18 protein-coding genes are annotated in these 20,859 nt (G+C 70.2%); 8 read left to right on the forward strand and 10 right to left on the reverse strand.

Translation table 11 applies throughout. The features are described from left to right. Position 1: 1 nt before the first annotated feature. Positions 2–1,129, reverse strand: coding sequence for a glutamine-hydrolyzing carbamoyl-phosphate synthase small subunit (gene carA / locus C9J87_RS15370; protein ID WP_010833192.1), 1,128 nt, complete (start codon positions 1,127–1,129; stop codon positions 2–4). A 200-nt stretch (positions 1,130–1,329) separates the two neighbouring features. Here carA and C9J87_RS15375 point away from each other — a divergent pair, with 200 nt between their 5' ends. Beyond that, positions 1,330–1,965, forward strand: a complete 636-nt coding sequence (locus C9J87_RS15375; protein ID WP_010833193.1) for a DUF3060 domain-containing protein — start codon at positions 1,330–1,332, stop codon at positions 1,963–1,965. A 26-nt stretch (positions 1,966–1,991) separates the two neighbouring features. On the opposite strand, the gene C9J87_RS15380 is transcribed toward C9J87_RS15375, so the two are convergent. The 6 genes from C9J87_RS15380 to C9J87_RS15405 all read right to left on the reverse strand — a co-directional run bounded on the left by C9J87_RS15380 (position 1,992) and on the right by C9J87_RS15405 (position 8,021). After that, positions 1,992–3,116, reverse strand: a complete 1,125-nt coding sequence (locus C9J87_RS15380; protein ID WP_010833194.1) for a DNA glycosylase AlkZ-like family protein — start codon at positions 3,114–3,116, stop codon at positions 1,992–1,994. 31 nt (positions 3,117–3,147) lie between these two features. Then, complete coding sequence (locus C9J87_RS15385; RefSeq protein ID WP_010833195.1) at positions 3,148–3,780, reverse strand: pyridoxamine 5'-phosphate oxidase family protein; 633 nt, start codon at positions 3,778–3,780, stop codon at positions 3,148–3,150. Between the two features lie 48 nt (positions 3,781–3,828). Beyond that, complete coding sequence (locus C9J87_RS15390) at positions 3,829–5,094, reverse strand: dihydroorotase (RefSeq protein WP_010833196.1); 1,266 nt, start codon at positions 5,092–5,094, stop codon at positions 3,829–3,831. Continuing rightward, positions 5,094–6,020 carry an aspartate carbamoyltransferase catalytic subunit gene (locus tag C9J87_RS15395; RefSeq protein WP_010833197.1) on the reverse strand — a complete coding sequence of 309 codons (927 nt, stop codon included), beginning with the start codon at positions 6,018–6,020 and terminating at the stop codon, positions 5,094–5,096. The genes C9J87_RS15390 and C9J87_RS15395 overlap by 1 nt, the downstream gene beginning before the upstream one ends. Continuing rightward, entirely contained in the window at positions 6,017–6,559 is a 543-nt protein-coding gene (pyrR, locus tag C9J87_RS15400; protein WP_010833198.1) for a bifunctional pyr operon transcriptional regulator/uracil phosphoribosyltransferase PyrR, read from the reverse strand. The genes C9J87_RS15395 and pyrR overlap by 4 nt, the downstream gene beginning before the upstream one ends. Before the next feature lie 181 nt (positions 6,560–6,740). Continuing rightward, positions 6,741–8,021, reverse strand: a complete 1,281-nt coding sequence (locus tag C9J87_RS15405) for an acetyl-CoA C-acetyltransferase (RefSeq protein ID WP_010833199.1) — start codon at positions 8,019–8,021, stop codon at positions 6,741–6,743. A gap of 216 nt (positions 8,022–8,237) precedes the next feature. On the opposite strand from C9J87_RS15405, the gene C9J87_RS15410 reads away from it, so the two are divergent. Next, positions 8,238–9,572, forward strand: a complete 1,335-nt coding sequence (locus C9J87_RS15410; protein ID WP_107705961.1) for a 3-oxoacyl-ACP reductase — start codon at positions 8,238–8,240, stop codon at positions 9,570–9,572. Then, on the forward strand, positions 9,572–10,450 hold the full coding sequence (locus C9J87_RS15415; protein WP_107705962.1) for a MaoC family dehydratase: 879 nt from the start codon (positions 9,572–9,574) through the stop codon (positions 10,448–10,450). Before C9J87_RS15410 ends, C9J87_RS15415 begins: the two co-directional genes overlap by 1 nt. A gap of 21 nt (positions 10,451–10,471) precedes the next feature. Here C9J87_RS15415 and C9J87_RS15420 read toward each other — a convergent pair whose 3' ends face one another. The 3 genes from C9J87_RS15420 to C9J87_RS15430 all read right to left on the reverse strand — a co-directional run bounded on the left by C9J87_RS15420 (position 10,472) and on the right by C9J87_RS15430 (position 13,663). Next, positions 10,472–11,695 carry a peptidoglycan DD-metalloendopeptidase family protein gene (locus C9J87_RS15420; protein WP_107705963.1) on the reverse strand — a complete coding sequence of 408 codons (1,224 nt, stop codon included), beginning with the start codon at positions 11,693–11,695 and terminating at the stop codon, positions 10,472–10,474. Positions 11,696–11,855: 160 nt separating this feature from the next. After that, entirely contained in the window at positions 11,856–12,728 is an 873-nt protein-coding gene (locus C9J87_RS15425) for an acyl-CoA thioesterase (RefSeq protein WP_010833203.1), read from the reverse strand. Next, positions 12,728–13,663 carry a PAC2 family protein gene (locus C9J87_RS15430; RefSeq protein ID WP_010833204.1) on the reverse strand — a complete coding sequence of 312 codons (936 nt, stop codon included), beginning with the start codon at positions 13,661–13,663 and terminating at the stop codon, positions 12,728–12,730. Before C9J87_RS15430 ends, C9J87_RS15425 begins: the two co-directional genes overlap by 1 nt. Before the next feature lie 125 nt (positions 13,664–13,788). On the opposite strand from C9J87_RS15430, the gene C9J87_RS15435 reads away from it, so the two are divergent. The 5 genes from C9J87_RS15435 (at position 13,789) to C9J87_RS15455 (ending at position 20,810) form a co-directional block, all read left to right on the forward strand. Then, positions 13,789–15,000, forward strand: coding sequence for a thiolase family protein (locus C9J87_RS15435; protein WP_036490767.1), 1,212 nt, complete (start codon positions 13,789–13,791; stop codon positions 14,998–15,000). Beyond that, entirely contained in the window at positions 14,997–17,078 is a 2,082-nt protein-coding gene (locus tag C9J87_RS15440; RefSeq protein WP_010833206.1) for a 3-hydroxyacyl-CoA dehydrogenase NAD-binding domain-containing protein, read from the forward strand. The genes C9J87_RS15435 and C9J87_RS15440 overlap by 4 nt, the downstream gene beginning before the upstream one ends. A 174-nt stretch (positions 17,079–17,252) precedes the next feature. Beyond that, positions 17,253–18,989: a PxKF domain-containing protein gene (locus tag C9J87_RS15445; RefSeq protein WP_010833207.1), complete on the forward strand. Its 1,737-nt coding sequence runs from the start codon at positions 17,253–17,255 to the stop codon at positions 18,987–18,989. A gap of 145 nt (positions 18,990–19,134) precedes the next feature. Continuing rightward, positions 19,135–20,682 carry a sodium-dependent transporter gene (locus tag C9J87_RS15450; RefSeq protein WP_036490769.1) on the forward strand — a complete coding sequence of 516 codons (1,548 nt, stop codon included), beginning with the start codon at positions 19,135–19,137 and terminating at the stop codon, positions 20,680–20,682. Next, entirely contained in the window at positions 20,682–20,810 is a 129-nt protein-coding gene (locus tag C9J87_RS15455) for a methionine/alanine import family NSS transporter small subunit (RefSeq protein ID WP_084622852.1), read from the forward strand. The genes C9J87_RS15450 and C9J87_RS15455 overlap by 1 nt, the downstream gene beginning before the upstream one ends. The last annotated feature ends 49 nt before the right edge of the window (positions 20,811–20,859 follow it).

Here is a 20,859-nt window from a genome sequence, read left to right on the forward strand (position 1 = left end):
GTCAGGCCGTCCCTTCCATGAGGGTGATGAACCGGTCGAAGAGGTAGGCCGCATCGTGCGGGCCGGCTGCTGCCTCGGGGTGGTACTGCACCGAGAAGCTCTTCAGCTTCCCCTGCTCGTCGCGGAGCTCGAGTCCCTCGACCACGTCGTCGTTGAGGCAGACGTGGCTCACGGTCGCTTCGCCGTACGGCGTCGTCGTCGATCCCTCGAGGGGAGCGTCGACCGCGAAGCCGTGGTTGTGGGCGGTGACCTCGACCTTGCCGGTGGTGCGGTCCATGACGGGCTGGTTGATCCCGCGGTGGCCGTACTTGAGCTTGAAGGTGCCGAAGCCCAGCGCGCGGCCGAACAGCTGGTTGCCGAAGCAGATGCCGAAGTAGGGGACGTCGCGCTCGAGGGCGGACTTGAGCAGCTCGACCTGACCGGTCGTGGCCGCCGGGTCGCCGGGACCGTTGGAGAAGAAGAGCCCGTCGGGGCTGACGGCGAGGACGTCCTCGATCGTGGAGGTCGCGGGCAGCACGTGCACCTCGATGCCGCGCTCGGCCATCATCCGCGGGGTGTTGGCCTTGATGCCCAGGTCGACCGCGGCGACGGTGAAGCGCTTCTCACCGACCGCGGGCACGACGTAGGCCTCCTTCGTCGACACCGCCTCGCTGAGGTTGGCGCCCGCCATCTCGCCGGACTCGAGCACGCGCGCCAGCAGCTTGCGGGCGTCGGTCTCGGTGCTGGAGATGCCGACGCGCATGGCGCCGCGCTCACGCAGGTGACGAGTCAGCGCGCGGGTGTCGACGTCGCAGATGCCGACCACACCCTGCTCACGCAGGTCGTCGTCCAGGGTGCGCTGCGAGCGCCAGTTGGACGGCACGCGGGCGGGATCGCGGACGACGTAGCCGGCGACCCAGATCTTGTGGGACTCCGGGTCTTCGTCGTTCATCCCGGTGTTGCCGACATGCGGGGCCGTCATCACGACGACCTGCCGGTGGTAGCTGGGATCGGTGAGGGTCTCCTGGTAGCCGGTCATGCCGGTGGAGAAGACTGCTTCGCCGAAGGTCTCCCCCTCGGCGCCAAAGGCATATCCGGTGAAAGACCGACCGTCCTCGAGGACGAGCAGTGCGGGCGCGCGAGAAGGCAACGCCGTACCTCCTTCTCCGCCTCACAGGACGGATCGTTAAAGGATGTTCGAGCGATGCCGACCCTATCAGCGTGGTGGGAGACTGCACGCCAGCACGAGTGTGTCCGAGACCACGTCGACAGGAAGCGGGGAACGGCCCGAGAAGGGTGCAGGGTGGTGGGATACCGGCAGTACGTCGGTGCCACCTGACGGAGGTCCTCATGCCCCGCACTCTCGCTCGCATCGCGGCTGCCCTTGTCGCGCCCGCCGCCCTCCTGCTCGCTCCGGTGTCGGCCGACGCAGCCCTCCCGACTCGCGTCAGCTGCATCAGCGACGAGGTCGTGCTGACCGCGGACAACACGCACTACGAGCTCATCGGCGCCTGCGGCATCGTCTTCGTCGAGGCCGACAACGCGACGGTGACCATGTCGACCGCGACTCGCCTCGTCGTCAGCGGCGAGAACACGACGGTCACTGCCAAGACGCAGATCCTGGTCGAGATCACCGGGAGCAGCAGCGCCGTGGCGATGACGTCCGCGAAGGCACTGTCCATGACCGGCACCGGATCCTCGGCCGCCGTCACGGGGCTCGTCGAGGGCGTCACCGCTCGGGCCGACGGCACGTCCCTGACCGCAGACCGCACTCACGTCCTCGTCGTCGCCGGCACCGACAATGTCGTGGACGTGCGCCGCGGCTTCCGGACCCGCGTCATCGGCGACGAGAACGCGGTGACCCACCGCCGGCTCGACCGGCTGCGGGTCCGTGGTGACGCCAACACGGTCACCGTGGCCGCTGGGCGCACCGCCACCAAGGTCGTCGGCGCCCACAACCACGTCAGCGTGCAGAAGCGTCGCTGACGGACTCCAGCCGCAGTCGGCGCGAGTCAGGTCCGCCGTGGAGGCACATCTTTTTCGGTCCGGACCAGCTCGAGATTGAGCCAGGTCGCCAGCGCAGTGAGCTCGTCGCGGACGCCCTCGGTCCGCTCCGCCGAGAACGGCTCGTCCTCATGGACGGCGTTGACCACGAACACTCCGCCCTGGCGGTCGGCCGTCGCGTCGACCTTCCCGACGAGGCGGTCGCCGTCGAGGATCGGCAGGGTCCAGTAGCCCCAGCGGCGCTTGGCCTTGGGCTTGTACATCTCGAGCTGGTAGTCGAACTCGAAGATCTCCGCCATCCGCTTGCGGTCGAAGATCAGCCGGTCGAGGGGCGAGAGCAGTGCGACGCGCGGCACCAGCTCGACGTCGAGGTAGGTCGGGTCCACGCGCCACGCCCCGCGCACGCCCTCGATCACCGCTGGCTCCCCCACCTCGCCGACGTCGTTCGGCTCGTTCGGTGCCACCGCGGCCCTGCCCCGTGCGATGCCGAGTGAGCGCAGCCGCCGGCGGGCCCGGATCTCCATCGCCTCCGCGAGGGGCACGACCGGCTCGTCCGGATAGACCCGCTCGGCCAGGTCCCACAGCTTGTCGCGACCGTCGTGGCCGACCGGGGCGATCTCGCCGCGCTCCACCATCCGGTCCAGGAGCATCCGCACGTTGCGGTCGTTGTTCCAGCCGCTCGACTCCCACGGCACGAGCGTGGTGTCCGGGAACGACTTCGCGGTGAGCGGTCCCTCGTCCTCGAGCTTGTCGAGGATGTCGCGGCGGGTGTCGTCGTTGGCCTCGACCCAGTCGCGTACGTCGACCTGCCACTCCTTCAGGTCCCCCTGCCCGGGCCAGGCGGCCATCTCGGCGCGGTAGAGCCTCAGGTCGGAGGCCGGGCGGAGCATGGAGTGCAGCTCGATCAGCGAGCCGTCGGCGACGGCCTCGTCGACGTCGTGCGGCCGGCTTCGCTGACCGAGCCGCGTCCAGGTGACGACCTGCGCGCTGGGCGCGACCGCCGCCGTCGGCTCCGCCTGCAGCAGCGTCAGGTGGGCGACCATGTCGTCGAAGTCGGTCGGTCTCTCCCCCGACAGCAGCTGGGCCACGACCGAGATGCGCCGTGCGTCGGCCCGGGTGAGGTGGTGGGTCATGCGACGAAGATGCAGAAACGCGGGACCGCCATCAGTAGAGGCCCTTCGCGTAGTTCTCCGGCCGGTAGTAGTCGTCGAGCTCAGCGAGCGTCTTGTCGGGCTGCGGCTCGAGCTCCTGGGCGATGACAGCCCGCCGCGGCACGAGCGCCTCGGGGGCCCAGGTCTCCGGGTCCCAGAGCTGGGAGCGCAGGAACGCCTTGCCGCAGTGGAAGAAGATCGTCTCGATCTCGACGACGAGGGCCAGGATCGGGCGGCGTGCGCGCACCGCGAGCTCGTCGAAGAACGGGGCGTCGGTGACCAGCCGGGCCCGGCCGTTGATGCGCAGGGTGTCGGCGCGTCCGGGGATCACGAAGTTGAGCCCGACGTAGGGGTTGACGATGACGTTGCGGTAGCCGTCCACCCGCCTGTTGCCGGGCCGCTCGGCCAGCGCGATGGTCTGCTCGTCGAGGACGTGCACGAGCTGGCCCGCGGGGTCGCCCTTCGGGCTGGCGTCGCAGCGGCCCTCCGCGTCCGCGGTGGCGAGCATGCAGAACGGTGACGCCGCCAGCCAGGCACGATCGATCTCGGTGAGCGCGCTGCGCTCCTTGCCGGCGGCCCGCTCCCCCGGTGTGCCCACCACGGCTTCCAGCTCCGCGACGGTCGTGATCTCGGCCCACTCGGTCATGAGGTCACGCTAGACCCGCCGGGCCGGAACGGGCAGAGGGCATCGGTCTCAGGGCAGGAGGCCGTCGCGCACGGTGAACCGCCCGCCGTACACCGTGTGCACCACTCGGGAGGTCAGCGACCGGCCGTGCCAGGGGTTGTTGCGCGACAGCGACACCGAGTCGGCCCGGTCGACGACCACCGAGGCAGCCGGGTCGACGAGCACGAGGTGCGCCGGCGTGCCGACGTCCAGCGAGCCGTGGTCCGACAGACCGGCGATGCGCGCGGGGTTGGTCGACATCACCCTGGCGACGTCCGCCCAGGCCAGGTCGGGCAGCGCCGTGCGGACGACGGCGAGGGCCGTCTCCAGGCCGAGCATCCCGAAGGCCGCGTCGACGAACGCGTGCTCCTTGTCGTGGCGGGCGTGCGGGGCGTGGTCGGTCGCGACGGCGTCGATCGTGCCGTCGGCGAGCGCGACCCGGAGGGCCTCGACGTCCTCGGCCGGGCGCAGCGGCGGGTTGACCTTGTAGGTCGGGTCGTAGCCCTCGAGGAGATCGGTGGTGAGGATCAGGTGGTGCGGGGTGACCTCGGCGGTCACGTCGATGCCCTGGGCCTTCGCCCAGCGCAGCACCTCGACCGAGCCGGCCGTCGACACGTGCGCGACGTGCACGCGCGAACCCGTGTGCCGGGCCAGCATCACGTCGCGGGCGACGATGACCTCCTCGGCGATGCCCGGCCAGCCGGGCAGGCCGAGCCGTCCGGAGATCTCGCCCTCGTGGCAGCACGCGGCCGGTCCGGCCAGCGTCGGGTCCTGGGCGTGCTGGGAGACGACGCCGCCGAATGCCTTGACGTATTCCAGCGCCCGGCGCATCACCCGCGCGTCGTGCACGCACTTGCCGTCGTCGGAGAAGACCCGCACCCGCGCCCGCGAGCGCGCCATCAGCCCGAGCTCGGCGAGCTCCTCGCCAGCCAGGCCCTTGGTGACGGCACCGACGGGTTGTACGTCGACCAGGCCGGCCTCGCGACCGAGGTCGAACACCCGCAGGGCCGCCTCGGCAGTGTCGGTCACCGGTGACGTGTTGGCCATGGCCAGCACCGCGGTGAAGCCACCCATCGCCGCGGCCCGCGACCCGGTGAGGATCGTCTCGGCGTCCTCCCGGCCCGGCTCGCGCAGGTGGGTGTGCAGGTCGACCAGCCCCGGCAGGGCGACGAGACCTGACGCGTCGACCGTCTCGGCACCCGTGGGCGCCTCGGCGACGAAGCGACCCGCGTCGTCGACGTACAGATCCTGGGTCTTCTCGCCCAGCACCGATGCGCCGGTGATGATCAGGGCCATCAGGACTCCTCTCCAGCAAGCAGGTGGTAGAGCACGGCCATCCGCACCGCGAGGCCGCTCGAGACCTGCTCGAGCACGGCCGACTGGGCGGCGTCGGCGGCGTCGGCGGCGATCTCGAGGCCGCGGTTCATCGGGCCGGGGTGGCAGATCGGGGCATCGGGCTTGAGCAGCCGGAGGCGGTCGCGGGTGAGGCCGTAGCCGACGGTGTACTCCCGCGCGGACGGGAAGTAGCCGCCCGACATCCGCTCCTTCTGGACGCGCAGCATCATCACCGCGTCGGCGTCGGGCAGCACGTCGTCGATGTCGTAGGACGTCGCGAAGCCGGCCTCCTTGGACCACGGGCCGATGCCGCTCGGCATCAGCGTGGGCGGGGCCACGACGGTGACGTGGGCGCCCAGCTTGGTCAGGCACAAGACGTTGGAGCGGAACACCCGGCTGTGGGTGAGGTCGCCGATGATCGCGACGTGCTTGCCCTCGAGCGTGCCGAGGCGCCGCTGCAGGGTGTAGGCGTCAAGCAGTGCCTGGGTCGGGTGCTCGTGCATGCCGTCGCCGGCGTTGATGACGACGGCGTCGACCCACTCCGAGACCTGCTGGGCCGCTCCGGAGGCGGGGTGGCGGATCACGAGGCCGTCGACGCCCATCGCGCAGACGGTGAGCACGGTGTCGCGCAGCGACTCGCCCTTGGAGGCGGACGACCCCTTGGCGGAGATGTTGATGACGTCGGCCGAGAGCCACTTGCCGGCGATCTCGAACGACGAGCGGGTGCGCGTCGAGTCCTCGAAGAACATGTTGATGACCGTGCGACCGCGCAGCGCCGGGAGCTTCTTGACCTCGCGCTTCTGCACGTCGTGCATGTCGGCGGCGGTCTCGAAGATCTCCTGGATCTGGGCCGGGGAGACGTCGTTGATCGAGAGCAGGTGCTTCACGAGATGGTCACCTCGTCGAGCTCGTCGGACTCGGACAGCCGGACGCTCACGCGCTCGGAGCGGGCACTGGGCAGGTTCTTGCCGACGTGGTCGGCGCGGATCGGCAGCTCGCGGTGGCCGCGGTCCACGAGCACCGCGAGGCGTACGGCGCTGGGCCGGCCCAGGTCGGCCAGCGCGTCGAGCGCGGCGCGGATCGTGCGGCCGGAGAACAGCACGTCGTCGACCAGCACGACGACCTTGTCGTCGATGCCGCCGGCCGGGAGCACGGTCTTGTGGGCCCGGCGGGTGGGCTGCTTGCGCAGGTCGTCGCGATACATCGTGACGTCGAGCTCGCCGACGGCGACCGCGGCACCTTCGACGGACTGGATGCGATCGGCGATCCGGTGGGCGAGCGGGACGCCGCGGGTGTGCAGGCCGAGGAGGACGAGGTCGTCGGCGCCCTTGTTGCGCTCGAGGATCTCGTGGGCGATGCGGGTGAGCGCCCGGGCGATGTCACCGGGGTCGAGCACGATGCGAGGGTCGGGCAGGTGGGTCACCATGGCCGTTGACCTCCTTCTCCGCCTCACGGGACGGCTCATTAAAGGATGTCGATCGCGCCGACCCTATCAACGGCTGGACCTCGTGGGCGAGTCGGAACGTTCTGGGGTGTTGCAACACACGAGAACGTTCGGTTCCCCCGCAGATGCGGGGGAACCGAACGTTCGAGAGGTTTTCCGGCCGTCAGCGCTCGAGGATCGCGACGACGCCCTGGCCGCCGGCGGCGCAGATCGAGATCAGGGCGCGGCCCTTGCCCTTCTGGTCCAGCAGCTTGGCGGCGACGGGGACGATGCGCCCACCGGTCGCGGCGAACGGGTGGGCCGCGGCGAGCGAGGAGCCGTTGACGTTGAGCTTGGTGCGGTCGATCTCACCCAGCGGGGCGTCGAGGCCGAGGCGCTCCTTGCAGAACACCGGGTCGGCCCAGGCCTTGAGGGTCGAGAGCACGACCGAGGCGAACGCCTCGTGGATCTCGTAGTAGTCGAAGTCCTGGAGCGTCAGGCCCTCGCGCTGCAGCATCTCCGCCACCGCGTAGGCCGGCGCCATCAGCAGGCCCTCGTTGCCGGTGACGTAGTCGACGGCGGCGTACTGGTAGGCCGAGACGTAGGCCAGCACGGGCAGGCCGCGCTCCTTGGCCCACTCCTCCGAGGCGAGCAGCACCGTGGAGGCGCCGTCGCTCAGCGGGGTGGAGTTGCCGGCGGTCATGGTGGCCGCCTCGCCCTTGCCGAAGACCGGCTTGAGCTTGGCGAGCTTCTCGACGGTGGAGTCGGGACGCATGTTGGCGTCGCGCTCGACACCGCGGAACGGCGTCACGAGGTCGTCGTGGAAGCCCTCGTCCCACGACCGGCCGAGGTTCTGGTGGGAGGCGGCCGCGAGCTCGTCCTGCGCCTCGCGGGTGATGCCCCACTCGAGGGTGGTGAGGGCCTGGTGCTCGCCCATCGACAGGCCGGTGCGAGGCTCGTTGTTGCTGGGCGGGAGCACGCCGATGTCGCCGGGACGCACCGAGGACAGGACCTTGAGCTTGCCCTTGGTGTCCTTCTGCTGGTTGACCTTGATCAGCTTCTTGCGCAACCGCTCGCTGATGGCGATCGGGGCGTCCGAGGTGGTGTCGGAACCGCCGGCGATGCCGACCTCGATCTGGCCGAGGGCGATCAGGTTGGCGATGTGGGTGACGGCGGCGAGGCCGGTGCCACAGGCGATCTGCATGTCGATGGCCGGGGTCAGCGGGCTGAGCTTGGAGCCCAGGACGACCTCGCGGGTCAGGTTGAAGTCGCGGCTGTGCTTGATCACCGCACCCGCGGCCACCATGCCGAGCTGCTCGCCCTGCAGCCCGAAGCGCTCGACCAGGCCGTCGAGGGCGGCGGTCAGCATCTCCTGGTTGGAGGCGTCGCCGTAGACGGTGTTGGACCGGGCGAACGGGATCCGGTTGCCGCCGATGATGGCGACGCGGCGGGTCTTGGCCTGCATGTGTGCTCCTGTGTGTGAAGACCGGTGCGGGAGGTGAGAAATCGCTGCTGCGCGGCAGATGGTGCCAGTGCGCGCTCCTATCCTTGCTCGTAACACCCCTGCAGGGAATGCAATGAGCGCCACATCACGAAATGTGGACACCGAGTTACACCAATTGTTACAACTTCTCTGCACCCCGTCTCTTCGTCACTTGACTCCCCGGAGGATCAGTACCCCATGAGCGACCGTTACCAGGGCTTCGTCTCCTCTCCCATCGGCAAGCTGCTGGTGAAGAACCTCGGCCTCCCGAGCCCCACGCGCCTCGAGCGGTACGCCGCTGGCGAGCCGCTCGTCCAGGGCACCGTCGTCCTCGGTGGCGCCGGCCGGCTGAGCGCCCAGCTGCCCACCCTGCTCGATGGGCTCGGCATCGCCTCGACCTCGACCACGGCGGAGGGCGAGACCTACAAGGGGCTCGTCTTCGACGCCACCGGCATCACCGACGCCGCGGGCCTGATCGCCCTCCAGGAGTTCTTCACCCCGCTGCTGCGTCGCCTCGACACCTGCCCGCGGGTCGTCGTCCTCGGCACCACGCCCGAGTCGGTCACGGGCTCCGAGCGGATCGCCCAGCGCGCCCTCGAGGGCTTCACCCGCTCGCTCGGCAAGGAGCTGGGCAAGGGCGGCACCGTCCAGCTCGTCTACGTCACCGAGGGTGCGGACGACGCCGTCGCCTCGACGCTCGGCTTCTTCCTCTCCCCCAAGTCGGCCTACGTCTCCGGCCAGGTCGTGCGCATCGGCGCCCACCAGGAGAAGAAGGCCGAGCCGGTCGCCGACTGGACCCGCCCGCTCGAGGGCAAGATCGCCCTCGTGACCGGCGCGAGCCGCGGCATCGGCGAGCAGATCGCCCGGGTGCTGCACCGCGACGGTGCGAAGGTCGTCGGCGTCGACGTACCCCAGGCCGCCAGCGAGCTGCAGGCCCTGATGCGCGAGCTCGACGGTGACTTCCTCACCCTCGACATCACCGCCAAGGACGCGCCGCAGCGCATCGCGCACCACCTCTCGACCGAGCACGGCGGCGTCGACATCGTCGTGCACAACGCCGGCATCACCCGCGACAAGAAGCTCGCCAACATGGCCGAGGACCGCTGGTCCAGCGTCATCGGCGTCAACCTCACCGCGCCGGAGAAGATCACCCGCGTCCTGCTGGACGAGAAGGTCGTCAACGACAACGGCCGCATCATCGGCGTCGCCTCGATCGCCGGCATCGCCGGCAACGTCGGCCAGACCAACTACGCCGCGTCCAAGGCCGGTGTCATCGGCTTCGTCGACTCGCTCGCCGACGACCTCGGCCGTGGCATCACGATCAACGCCGTGGCGCCGGGCTTCATCATCACCGCCATGACCGCGGCAGTGCCGTTCGCGACGCGCGAGGTCGGTCAGCGCCTCAACGCGCTCAGCCAGGGCGGCCTGCCGGTCGACGTGGCCGAGGCGATCGCGTGGTTCGCCTCCCCCGGCTCGACGGCCGTCAACGGCAACGTCGTGCGCGTCTGCGGCCAGATGATGCTGGGCGCCTGATGGAGACCAAGCACCTCTCCGGCCAGCCCGGCGGGCTCAGCACCCTGCTGCGGGCAGCCCTGCCTGTCGTGCCGGGCGTCAACCAGCTGCCCGGGGTCAAGAAGGCGTCCGCCCAGGGCTTCGCCGGCCTGTCCTACGACCGCACGGGCGTCGAGGCCAGCCGAACGGACGTCGATGCGTACGCCGCCGTGTGCGGCTTCCCGCGCAAGGACACCGTCCCCCTCCCATACCCGCACATGCTGGCCTTCCCGCTGCACATGGCGATCATGAGCGACCCGGCGTTCCCCTACCCCGCGATCGGGATGGTGCACCTGGAGAACTCCATCACCGCCCGGCGGGCGATCGCGGTCGGTGAGGTCCTCGACCTGACCACGAGCGTGGCGGCGCCGCGGGCGCACGCCAAGGGTGCGCTGCTCGACTTCGTGACCACCGTGACCAGCGGCGGCGAGGTCGTGTGGGAATCCACGTCGACCTACCTCCGCCGCGGCGGCAAGCCCGAGGGCGAGCCCGATGCCGGTCTGGTGATCGCGGACGCGCCCACCGGCGGGCTGCAGTGGCGGCTGCCGGCCGACCTGGGCCGGTCCTACGCGAGCGTGTCGGGTGACCACAACCCGATCCACCTCTACCCGCTGACCGCCAAGGCGCTGGGCTTCCCGCGCCAGATCGCCCACGGCATGTGGACCAAGGCCCGCAGCATCGCCGCGATCGAGAACCGGTTGCCGGAGGCCGTGACCGTCGAGGTGGCGTTCAAGAAGCCGGTGTTCCTGCCGGGCACGGTGGCGTTCGCCGAGCGCTCGCACGACGGGGAACACACCTTCGCGCTAACCAACCCGAAGGACGGCTCGCCGCACCTCGTCGGGCGAGCCACTCCCGCCTGAGACCGGCGGCCTGCCCCGGGGTCAGCCCCGGGGCAGGCCGAAGCGGACCGTGGTCACCTGCGACCTCGAGGCGACGGGAGCGGCTGAGAAGTCCACGCGCGCCTGGGTGAAGGTCGCGGTGGCGGGCGTCCACACGCCGATGTCGGTGACCCCGTCGCCGTCCCAGTCCCCCGCCACCGGCAGGTCCCCGGGCGCGCCGAGCGGCAGCTGGCTGATGAGCACCTGCCCGCCCGCGTCCACGCGCCGCAGCGTGAACGTGGCGCTCGTCTTGTCGAAGACACCGAGGTCCGTCACTCCGTCGCCGTCCCAGTCGCCGGTGACCGGCAGGTCGTCGGCGTCGCCGAGGAGCACCGTGGCCGTCGTGCCGTCGTCGAGGCGCTGGTGGAACGCGCCTGCGGACGCACGGTGGACGCCGACCTGGTCGGTGCCGTTGCCGTCCCAGTCGCCGGCGATCGCACGGTCGGTGGCGAGGCCGTACTTCACCTTCGTGACCCCGGCCGGCGTCTGGAGGAGGAACTTCCTCCGCTTCTGGCGCCACAGGCCCAGGTTGACGGCGCCGTCGCCGTCCCAGTCGCCGACGACAGGCTCGTCGGTGGCCTTGCCGAACAACAGCACCCGGGCGCCGGCCGGGTCGTTGACCACGAACGACGACCGCTTGCCGCGGCGGAAGACCGCGACCTCGGCGATCGCGTCACCCGTGAAGTCGGCCGCGATCGGCACATCTACGCAGTTGTAGGACGTGAGGTCGCCGTAGACGTAGGGCACGCCGGCGAACGATGCCGCGATCACGGACTTCGCGGACCGCTCCTCGAAGTGCAGGTGGGCGCCGCGCGAGTTGCCGGTGTTGCCGACGGTGCCGATGACGGCCCCCTGGTCGACGTACTGCCCCAGCGCGACCGTCACTGCCTGCAGGTGGCCGTAGACGGAGCTCTCGCCGTTCTGGTGGTCGATGACGACGTGGTGGCCGTAGCCCCGGGTGCCCGTCGCGTCTGCCTTCGTGACGATGCCGGCCGCCGAGGCGACGACGGTGTCGCCCTCGTCCGCCGACCGGTTCCAGTCGATCGAGCGCACGGACGGCGAGTGGCTGCTGCGCGTGGAGCCGGTCCAGGTCTCGCCGCACGGGAACGGCATCTGGTGTGGCGTGAGTGGTACGGCGTGGGCGACCGAGCTCGTGAACAGGGTGAGCGTCAGGCCGGCCAGGGCGGCGGCGGACACGCCGGGCAGGCGTCGAGCAAGGGTCTTCACGGCGCGGTCGGGTCTCTCTGCTCATCGCGGACAGGGATGTGGGACCGCACCGGGGAAGGAGTCACAGACGCCACACAAGTGCTCACACGTAACCACGCCGAGGGCGTGTCTGTCTGCGAAATGCCGCGATTTCCCGGCAGGTGCTGCTACAAGTCCGCGACTATCCGCGCTCGGCCGGGTCGACGACCCGGATCAGCCCCTCCTGGGCCACCGTGGCCACGAGCGTGCCGTCCTGGGTGAACACCCGGGCCGTGGCCAGCCCACGCCCGCCGCGTGCCATCGGCGAGACCTGGTCGTAGAGCCACCACTCGTCGGCGCGGAAGGGCTGGTGGAACCAGATGGCGTGGTCCAGCGATGCCGCCTGCATGCGCGAGGAGTTGATGTGGATGCCGTGGGGGGTGAGGGCGGCGCCCAGCAGCGTCAGGTCGGTGGCATAGGTGAAGGCGCCCAGGTGCAGCACCGGGTCGTCGTCGAGCCGGCCGGCCGTGCGCAGCCACAGCTGGGCCCGCGCCGGGTGGTCGGGGTCGTGCGGCAGGCCCATCGCGCTGGTGCCGACGTAGCGGACGTCGAGCGCAGCCCACTCGCGCTCCCACTCCTCGACCGACTCGGGGCTGTGCTTCCGCGCGATGTCGGTCATCGAGACGCCCATCTCGGGCGGGGGCACGTCAGGCATCCGGTCCTGGTGCTCGAGCCCGTCCTCGGGGACCTGGAAGTTGGCGGTCATGAAGTAGATCGGCCGCCCGTGCTGGCGCGCCATCACCCGCCGGGTCACGAAGGAGCGACCGTCGCGGATGCGCTCCACGTCGTAGATGATCGGGACGGCCGTGTCGCCCGGCCGCAGGAAGTAGGAGTGCATGGAGTGCATGACCATGCGGTCCTCGACCGAGCGGGTCGCGGCAGCGACGGCCTGGGCCGCCACCTGGCCACCGAAGACGCGCTGTCGCGACGTATCCGCCTGACGCCCGCGGAAGAGGTCGACGTCGAGGTCCTCGAGCTGGAGCAGGTCGACGAGCTCGGTCACCGAGCCCGGCATCAGCTCTCCTGCCCGTCGTCGTCGCGCTTGTCAAGGCCCGCGAGGAACTGCTCGAACTGCCGGCCGAGGTCCTCGCCGGTCGGCATCGGCTCGTCGGCGGCCAGCAGCGACGACCCGGCTGCCTCGGCGTCGCGGAACGCGTCGTACTGCTGCTCGAGGCCGTGCACGACGTTGCCCACCTCGTCGTGGCTCTCGAGGTAGTTCGCGATCTCGGCCTCGGTGGTCTCGGCGGCGGCACGCACCTCCGTGAGGTCGATGGTGAGCCGCCCGCCGATCTCGAGGTGCTCCAGGAGCACGACGGCGGCCTGCGGGTATTCCATCTGCGCGAGGTAGTGGGGAATGTGGGCGACGTAGCCCATCGCGGCGTGCCCCCACTCGCCGAGCCGGATCTCCAGCAGCGCCTGGGCGCTCGCCGGCACCCGCAGCTCGCCGCTCCACGGGCTCGGCCCGGTGACGAGCTCCGGCTGGTTGGCGTGCGGCGTGATCGCGATCGGGCGCGTGTGGGGCACGGCCATCGGGACGGCGCCGAGGCTCACCACGCGGCGTACGTCGAAGCGCTCGACGACCTCCCGCACCGCCCGCGCGAAGGCCTCCCACCTGATGTCCGGCTCGGGGCCTCGCAGCAGCAGGAAGGGGGTGCCACCGGTGTCGCGCAGCGCCCGGACGACCAGCCGGGGCGCCTCGTAGTCGGCGTAGTGGTCGCGCACGAAGGACACGGGCGGACGCCGGGCGCGGTAGTCGTGCAGGGAGTCGACGTCGAAGGTGGCGACGACGCGTCCCTCCCCCAGCGCCTCGAGGTGCTGGGCCGCCAGCTCGGCGGACTTGCCGGCGTCGAGGAAGCCGGACAGCACGACCACGAGGGTGAGCTCGGAGGCGTCATCGAGGACATGACCGGAGTCGTCGACGATGTGCACCAGGCGCGTGGGTTCTGACATGGGCCCAGCCTAGTGAGGGGCCCCGCGTGACCGGTCACACAGGCGGTGGGCTGACGAACGTTGTTACTCAAGGGTAACCTTCCTGCGTCCCCTCGTCCTCCCCGTCGTTCCACTCAGGAGATCACGTGTCCCGTCAGTTGCGAGAGGTCGTCTTCGTAGACGGCGTGCGCACCCCATTCGGCAAGGCCAAGGGCCAGTACGCCGAGACCCGCGCCGACGACCTCGTCATCAAGTGCATCAGCGAGCTCATCCGCCGCAACCCGTCGCTCCCGCCCGAGCGGATCGACGAGGTCGCCATCGCCGCCACCACGCAGATCGGCGACCAGGGCCTGACCATCGGCCGCACGGCGGGCATGCTCGCCGGCCTGCCGATCAGCGTCCCCGGCTTCGCCATCGACCGCATGTGCGCCGGCGCGCTCACGGCCGTGACGACCACCGCCGGCGGCATCGCCTTCGGTTCCTACGACGTCGTCATCGCCGGCGGTGTCGAGCACATGGGCCGTCACCCGATGGGTGAGGGCGTCGACCCCAACCCGCGCATCATCTCCGAGAAGATCGTGGACCCCGAGGCGCTCGCCATGGGCAACACCGCGGAGAACCTCCACGACCGCTACCCGGCGATCACCAAGGAGCGCGCTGACGCCTACGCCGTCGCCTCGCAGGCCAAGGCCGCCGCGGCGTACGCCGCCGGGCTGATCCAGCCGGACCTCGTCCCCGTCGCCACCCGTTCCGCCGACGAGGGCTGGGGCCTCGCCACCACCGACGAGCCGATGCGCCCGCAGACGACCATGGAGTCGCTGGCGACCCTGAAGACCCCGTTCCGCTCGCACGGTCGCGTGACCGCGGGCAACGCGGCCGGCATCAACGACGGCGCCACCGCCTGCATCCTGGCAGCGGAGGACGTCGCCACCGAGCTCGGACTCGAGCCCAAGATGCGACTGGTCTCCTACTCCTTCGTCGGAGTCGAGGCCGAGTTCATGGGTGCCGGCCCGATCCCGGCGACCGAGAAGGCGCTGCGCCTGGCCGGTCTGGGCATCGACGACATCGACGGCTTCGAGATCAACGAGGCCTTCGCGGTCCAGGTGCTCTCCCTCCTCGATCACTACGGCATCGCCGACGACGACGCGCGCGTCAACCCGTTCGGCGGCGCCATCGCCTTCGGCCACCCGCTGGCCTCGTCCGGCGTGCGACTGATGCTGCAGCTGTCTCGCCAGTTCGAGCAGGACCCGAGCAAGCGCTACGGCATCACGACCATGTGCGTCGGGCTCGGCATGGGCGGCACCATCGTCTGGGAGAACCCGAACTGGAACGGCAACACCGAAGGGAAGACCAAGTGAGCGACGTCATCACGCGCGCCGAGGCGCTCGTCACCGAGGCCGAGGTCATCACCCAGGCCAAGCTCCGCAAGGTCACCCTGCCGGGTGCCGCGGGGGTCATGGGCCTGATCACGCTCGACAACGGCCACGACCACACGAAGCCGAACACGTTCGGCCCGGGATCCCTGGTCGAGCTCGACAAGGCGATCGACGCGGCCCTCGCCGACGACGAGATCACGTCGCTGGGCGTCACCGGCAAGCCGTTCATCCTCGCCGCCGGCGCCGACCTGACCGCGCTGCGCTCGGCCGGTTCGCCGGACGCGATCCGCACGATCGCCGAGCTCGGGCACTTCGTCTTCGGCAAGCTCGCGGACGGCGGCAAGCCGTCGTTCGGCTTCATCAACGGGCTCGCCCTCGGCGGTGGCTTCGAGGTCGCCCTCAACTGCACCTACCGCACGGTGCTCGAGTCCATCCCGGCCGCCGGGCTCCCCGAGGTCATGCTCGGGCTGGTCCCCGGCTGGGGCGGCGCCTGGCTCGTCCCCAACCTCGTCGGAGCCGGCACGGCCGTCAAGGTCGCCCTGGAGAACCCGCTCAACCAGGGCAAGGTGCTCAAGGGCCAGGAGGTCTTCGACCTCGGCCTCGCCGACGCGATCTTCGGTGGCGCCGACTACCTCGAGCAGTCGCTGCTCTGGGCGTCGCGCGTGCTCACCGGTGACGTCACGGTCGAGCGCACCGAGGTCGACCGCGGCCAGGCCTGGGACGACGCCGTCGCCTGGGGTCGTGCCGTCGCCGAGGGCAAGACCGGTGGCAAGTCCGTCGCCGCGACCCGCCTGCTCGACCTGATCGCTGCCGCGAAGACCAACACCAAGGCCGAGGGCTTCGCGCTCGAGGACCAGGCGCTGGTCGACCTGGCCGCGTCGCCGGAGCTCGACGCGAGCCTGTACTCGTTCGACCTGACCCAGAAGCGCGCCAAGCGTCCGGCCGGTGCACCCGACCGCAGCCTGGCCCGCAAGGTCACCAAGGTCGGCATCATCGGCGCCGGTCTGATGGCCTCGCAGTTCGCACTGCTCTTCGTCCGTCGCCTCAAGGTGCCCGTGGTCCTCACCGACCTCGACCAGGAGCGTGCGGACAAGGGCGTCGCCTACGTCCACGGCGAGATCGACAAGCTCGTCGCCAAGGGCCGCCTGACCACGGATGGCGCCAACCGCCTCAAGGCGCTCGTCACCGCCGAGGTCGACTACGCCCAGGCCTTCTCGGACGCCGACTTCATCATCGAGGCCGTGTTCGAGGAGATGGGCGTCAAGAAGACCGTCTTCGCCAACGCGGAGAAGGTCGCCCCCGAGCACGCTGTCTTCGCGACCAACACCTCCTCGCTCTCCATCACCGAGATGGCCTCCGACCTGGAGCACCCGGAGCGAGTGGTGGGCTTCCACTTCTTCAACCCGGTCGCGATCATGCCCCTGGTCGAGATCGTCAAGGGCGAGACCACCTCCGACGAGGCGCTCGCGACCGCGTTCGCCACGTCCAAGGGCCTGGGCAAGACCTCGATCCTCGTGAAGGACTCGCCGTCCTTCATCGTGAACCGCCTGCTGGGCCGCTTCATGGGCGAGGTCGCCAGGATCGCCGACGAGGGCACCCCGGTGCCCGAGGTCGACAAGGCCTTCGCCGGTCTGTCGCCGATGCCGCCGTTCGTGCTGCTCGGCCTGGTCGGTCCGGCCATCGCGCTGCACAACAACGAGACGCTCAACCGGGCGTTCCCCGACCGCATGTACGTCTCGGAGAACCTGCAGAAGGTCGTCGAGGCCAAGATCGGTTCGTGGTACGCCGCCGACGGGACCGTGGCCCCGGAGGTCGAGGCGCTCGTCGTCCCGGCCGCCAACCCGGTGGTCAGGTCCGTCGACGAGATCCGCACCGCGGTCCTCGAGGCACTGGCCGACGAGATCCGCCGGATGCTCGACGAGGGCGTCGCGCTGGCGCCCGAGGACATCGACCTCGCGATGATCATGGGCGCGGGGTTCCAGTTCTGGAACGGTGGCATCACCAAGCTGCTCGACCGCGAGGGAGTCTCGGAGAAGGTCAACGGCAAGCGCTTCCACTGATCGCTGACCCGCCAGTCCCCGGTCCAGACCGCTTCCAGCGGCGGGCCGGGGACTGGCCATTTCTGACCATGCCCGGCTGACCGCTCGGGGGTGCCGCGCGGACGCGACTTCTCCTAGCCTCGAAGAGGTCGAGGCCACCGTGGTCCCTCTCGGACGACTCCCCGGGAGAAGATCATGGCCCTATCGCTCCACAGCCGACTGCTCATCACCGCCGCCCTCGTCACTGTCGCGGCCACGTCCGGCGGGGCGGCCTACGCCGACCAGGTCGCCAACAACCTCGACGGCTCGGTGGACGCCGCCGCCGAGGTGATGCCGCTCAACGTCGGCGCCGACGGCAGCACCGTGCTGCGGGTCCTGACCGCCAACGGGGACGGCAAGAACGGGTGCAACCTCACCGGGGCGACGATCGCCACGTTCAGCGTGCAGTCCTCCGCGACCGACGTGGCGACGGTGACGCCCGGCACGGTGACGTTCGACTCCTGCGAGCGGACAGTGGTGCTCACCGTCACCGCGCACAGCGTCGGCTCGAGCGCCATCACGCTCACCCAGACGGCCAACACCACGAGCGGCAGCTTCGAGGTGGACCCCGCCTCCTTCACCGTCAACGTCGCCCCGCCGGCCAACACCGCGCCGGGCGTCGAGGTCACCGGCATCGACCGGTCGTCCTACGAGCTGGGCCTCGACACGCTGCCGACGCCCGGTTGCGCGGCCACCGACGCGGAGGACGGTCCCAGCTCCCCCGAGCCGACGGTCCTGGACACCCGTGACGCGCTCGGCCTCGGCACGGTCAGCGTGAGCTGCGCCTACACCGACGAGGGAGGGCTCTCCGCCGTCTCCTCACAGTCGTACACCGTTGTCGACACCATCGCGCCGGTGATCGAGCTCGTCTCCGTCACCCCGGCGGCCGGTGCCCATGGCTGGCACGGCTCCCCCGTCACCGCGACCTGGAGCTGCTCCGACGCCGGCTCCGGCGTCGAGGCGGCCGAGGTCTCGGCCACGACCGTGGGCGAGGGCGGCGACCTGGAGCTCACCGACACCTGCACCGACCGCGCGGGACACTCCACCAGCGACACCGTCGAGGACCTCCGTGTCGACCTGACCGATCCGGTCATCACGATCGGGCGCAGTCCCGCTGCCAACGCCGCCGGTTGGAACAACGTCGACGTCACCGTCGCCTGGGCCTGCGCCGACACGCTCTCGGGAACCACCGACCCGGGAGGCTCCGCCGTCCTCGGTGAGGGTGCCGATCAGTCCGTCACCGCCACTTGCACCGACCTGGCCGGCAACAGCGCCACCGACGAGGTCACCGACGTCGACGTCGACCAGACCGCGCCCGAGGTCTCGTGGACCAGCCCGATCGCGGACGGTTCGTCGTACTACTTCGGCAGCGTCCCGGACTCACCGACCTGCTCGGCCACCGACCTCCTGTCGGGCCTCGACGGAGCCTGCGCCGTCGGTGGCCACGCCACCACGGTGGGGACCCACACGGTGACGGCCCGCGCCAGCGACGTCGCCGGCAACACGTCGCAACTGTCGAGCAGCTACACGGTCATGGCGTGGACGCTGAACGGCTACGACAAGCCGGTCGACGGGGTCGGTGTCTGGAACACCGTGAAGAACGGTTCCACCGTGCCGCTCAAGTTCGAGGCCCTCATGGGCAGCGCCGAGATCACCGACGTGACCACGCTCGGTGCGCAGTTCACGGTCAAGGGGGTCGCGTGCCCGGGCGCCGGAGCAGTGACCGAGGACGTGGAGCTGACGACCACCGGCGGCACGACCTTCCGCTACGACTGGTCGGGTGGGCAGTTCGTCCAGAACTGGCAGACCCCGAAGAAGGCCGGGGCCTGCTACCAGGTGATCACCACGACCGCCGACGGCTCCAGCCTCTCGGCCCTGTTCAAGCTGAAGTAGGGCTCGCATCCGTGGGGGCAGCGGGGGTGCAGGGGCGTGCGGCCGAAGGGTCGGACGCCCCTGTCGCACATCGCCTGCCTCTCCGGGTCGGCTGCCCGCGCCCGTCTCTGGCATGCTGAATGCCCCGTCGTCGGCAGGAGGCACCATGAGCGCAACCATCGAACACTCCGAGGAGCACCGGGGGGCGTTCAGCTCCCGCAAGGTGTTCATCCTCGCCGCGATCGGCTCAGCCGTCGGGCTCGGCAACATCTGGCGCTTTCCCTACGTCGCCTACGAGAACGGTGGCGGGGCGTTCATCATCCCCTACCTCGTCGCCCTGCTCACTGCAGGTCTGCCGTTCCTGCTGCTCGACTACGGCCTCGGTCATCGCTACCGCGGCTCCGCACCCCTCGCCTTCCGCCGAGCCCATCGCTCGGCCGAGGGCCTCGGCTGGTGGCAGGTCGCGATCTGCTTCGTCATCGCCGTCTACTACGCGGCGGTCATCGCCTGGGCCGCTCGCTACGCATTCTTCTCGATCGACAAGGCCTGGGGCGACGACCCGGAGGGGTTCCTCTTCGGCTCCTACCTCCAGGCGGGCGACCCCGGGATCGGGTTCGACTTCGTCAGCGGAGTGACAGTGCCGCTGGTGCTCGTCTGGGTGGCGGTCCTCGCCATCATGGCGCTCGGAGTGCAGAAGGGCATCGGCGCCACCTCGGTGGTGTTCATCCCGGTGCTGTTCATCGCCTTCATCGCCCTCGTGGTGGTGGCCCTGACGCTCGAAGGTGCCTCGACCGGCCTCGACGCGCTGTTCACGCCCGACTGGGGAGCCCTGGGTGAGACGAGCGTGTGGATCGCGGCCTTCGGCCAGATCTTCTTCTCGCTCTCCGTCGGTTTCGGCATCATGATCACCTACGCGTCCTACGTCGGACGTCGCAGCGACATGACCGGGTCCGGTCTGGTGGTGGGCTTCGCCAACTCGGGCTTCGAGCTGCTCGCCGGCATCGGCGTCTTCGCTGCGCTCGGCTTCATGGCCACCGCGGCCGGCACCACCGTCGACCAGGTGGCGACCGACGGCCTCGGACTCGCCTTCATCGCGTTCCCGGCGATCATCAACGAGGCGCCCGCAGGAGCGCTGATCGGCGTCCTGTTCTTCGGGTCCCTGGTCGTGGCCGGGGTGACCTCGCTGGTGAGCGTGATCGAGGTCGTGATCTCCGCGGTGCGTGACAAGTTCGAGATGTCGCGGGTCGGCGCCTCCATGGCCGTCGGCATTCCGGCGGCGCTGATCAGCATCACGCTGCTGGGCACCACCACCGGCGTCTACGTCCTCGACATCGTCGACCACTTCATCAACCGCTTCGGCATCCTGGTGGTCGCGGTGGCGAGCATGATCGCGCTGTCGTGGGTGTTCAAGAAGACCGGCCTCCTGCGCGAGCACCTCAACCGCGACGGATCGGTGCGGGTCGGCACGTGGTGGCAGTGGCTGATCGGGCTCATCGCTCCGGCCGCGCTGACCTTCATCCTGGTGAACGAGTTCATCAACAACCTCCAGAAGCCCTATGGGGACTACCCGACCTGGATGCTCAACACACTCGGATGGGGGCTGGCTGTCGCGGTGGTGATCTTCGGCTTCCTGGCCGCACGCATGCCGTGGCGCGACACCACCTTCCTCGGTGATCCCGAGATCCAGGCACGAGAAGACGAGAGGAGCTCCTGATGTCCGCTTCCGCCATCATCATGATGCTGGTCGCGATGACCATCCTGTGGGGAGGTCTCGCTGTCGCGATCTGGAACATCAACCGCCACCCCGGCGAGGAACCCGAGGTCGTCCACCGCGACCTCTGAACCGGCCGGCTGCACGAGCGAACCTTTCGAGTGGCCGGGATCGTCATGT

This window comes from Nocardioides allogilvus (assembly GCF_003047285.1).
GTDB classification, from domain to species: Bacteria; Actinomycetota; Actinomycetes; order Propionibacteriales; family Nocardioidaceae; genus Nocardioides; species Nocardioides allogilvus.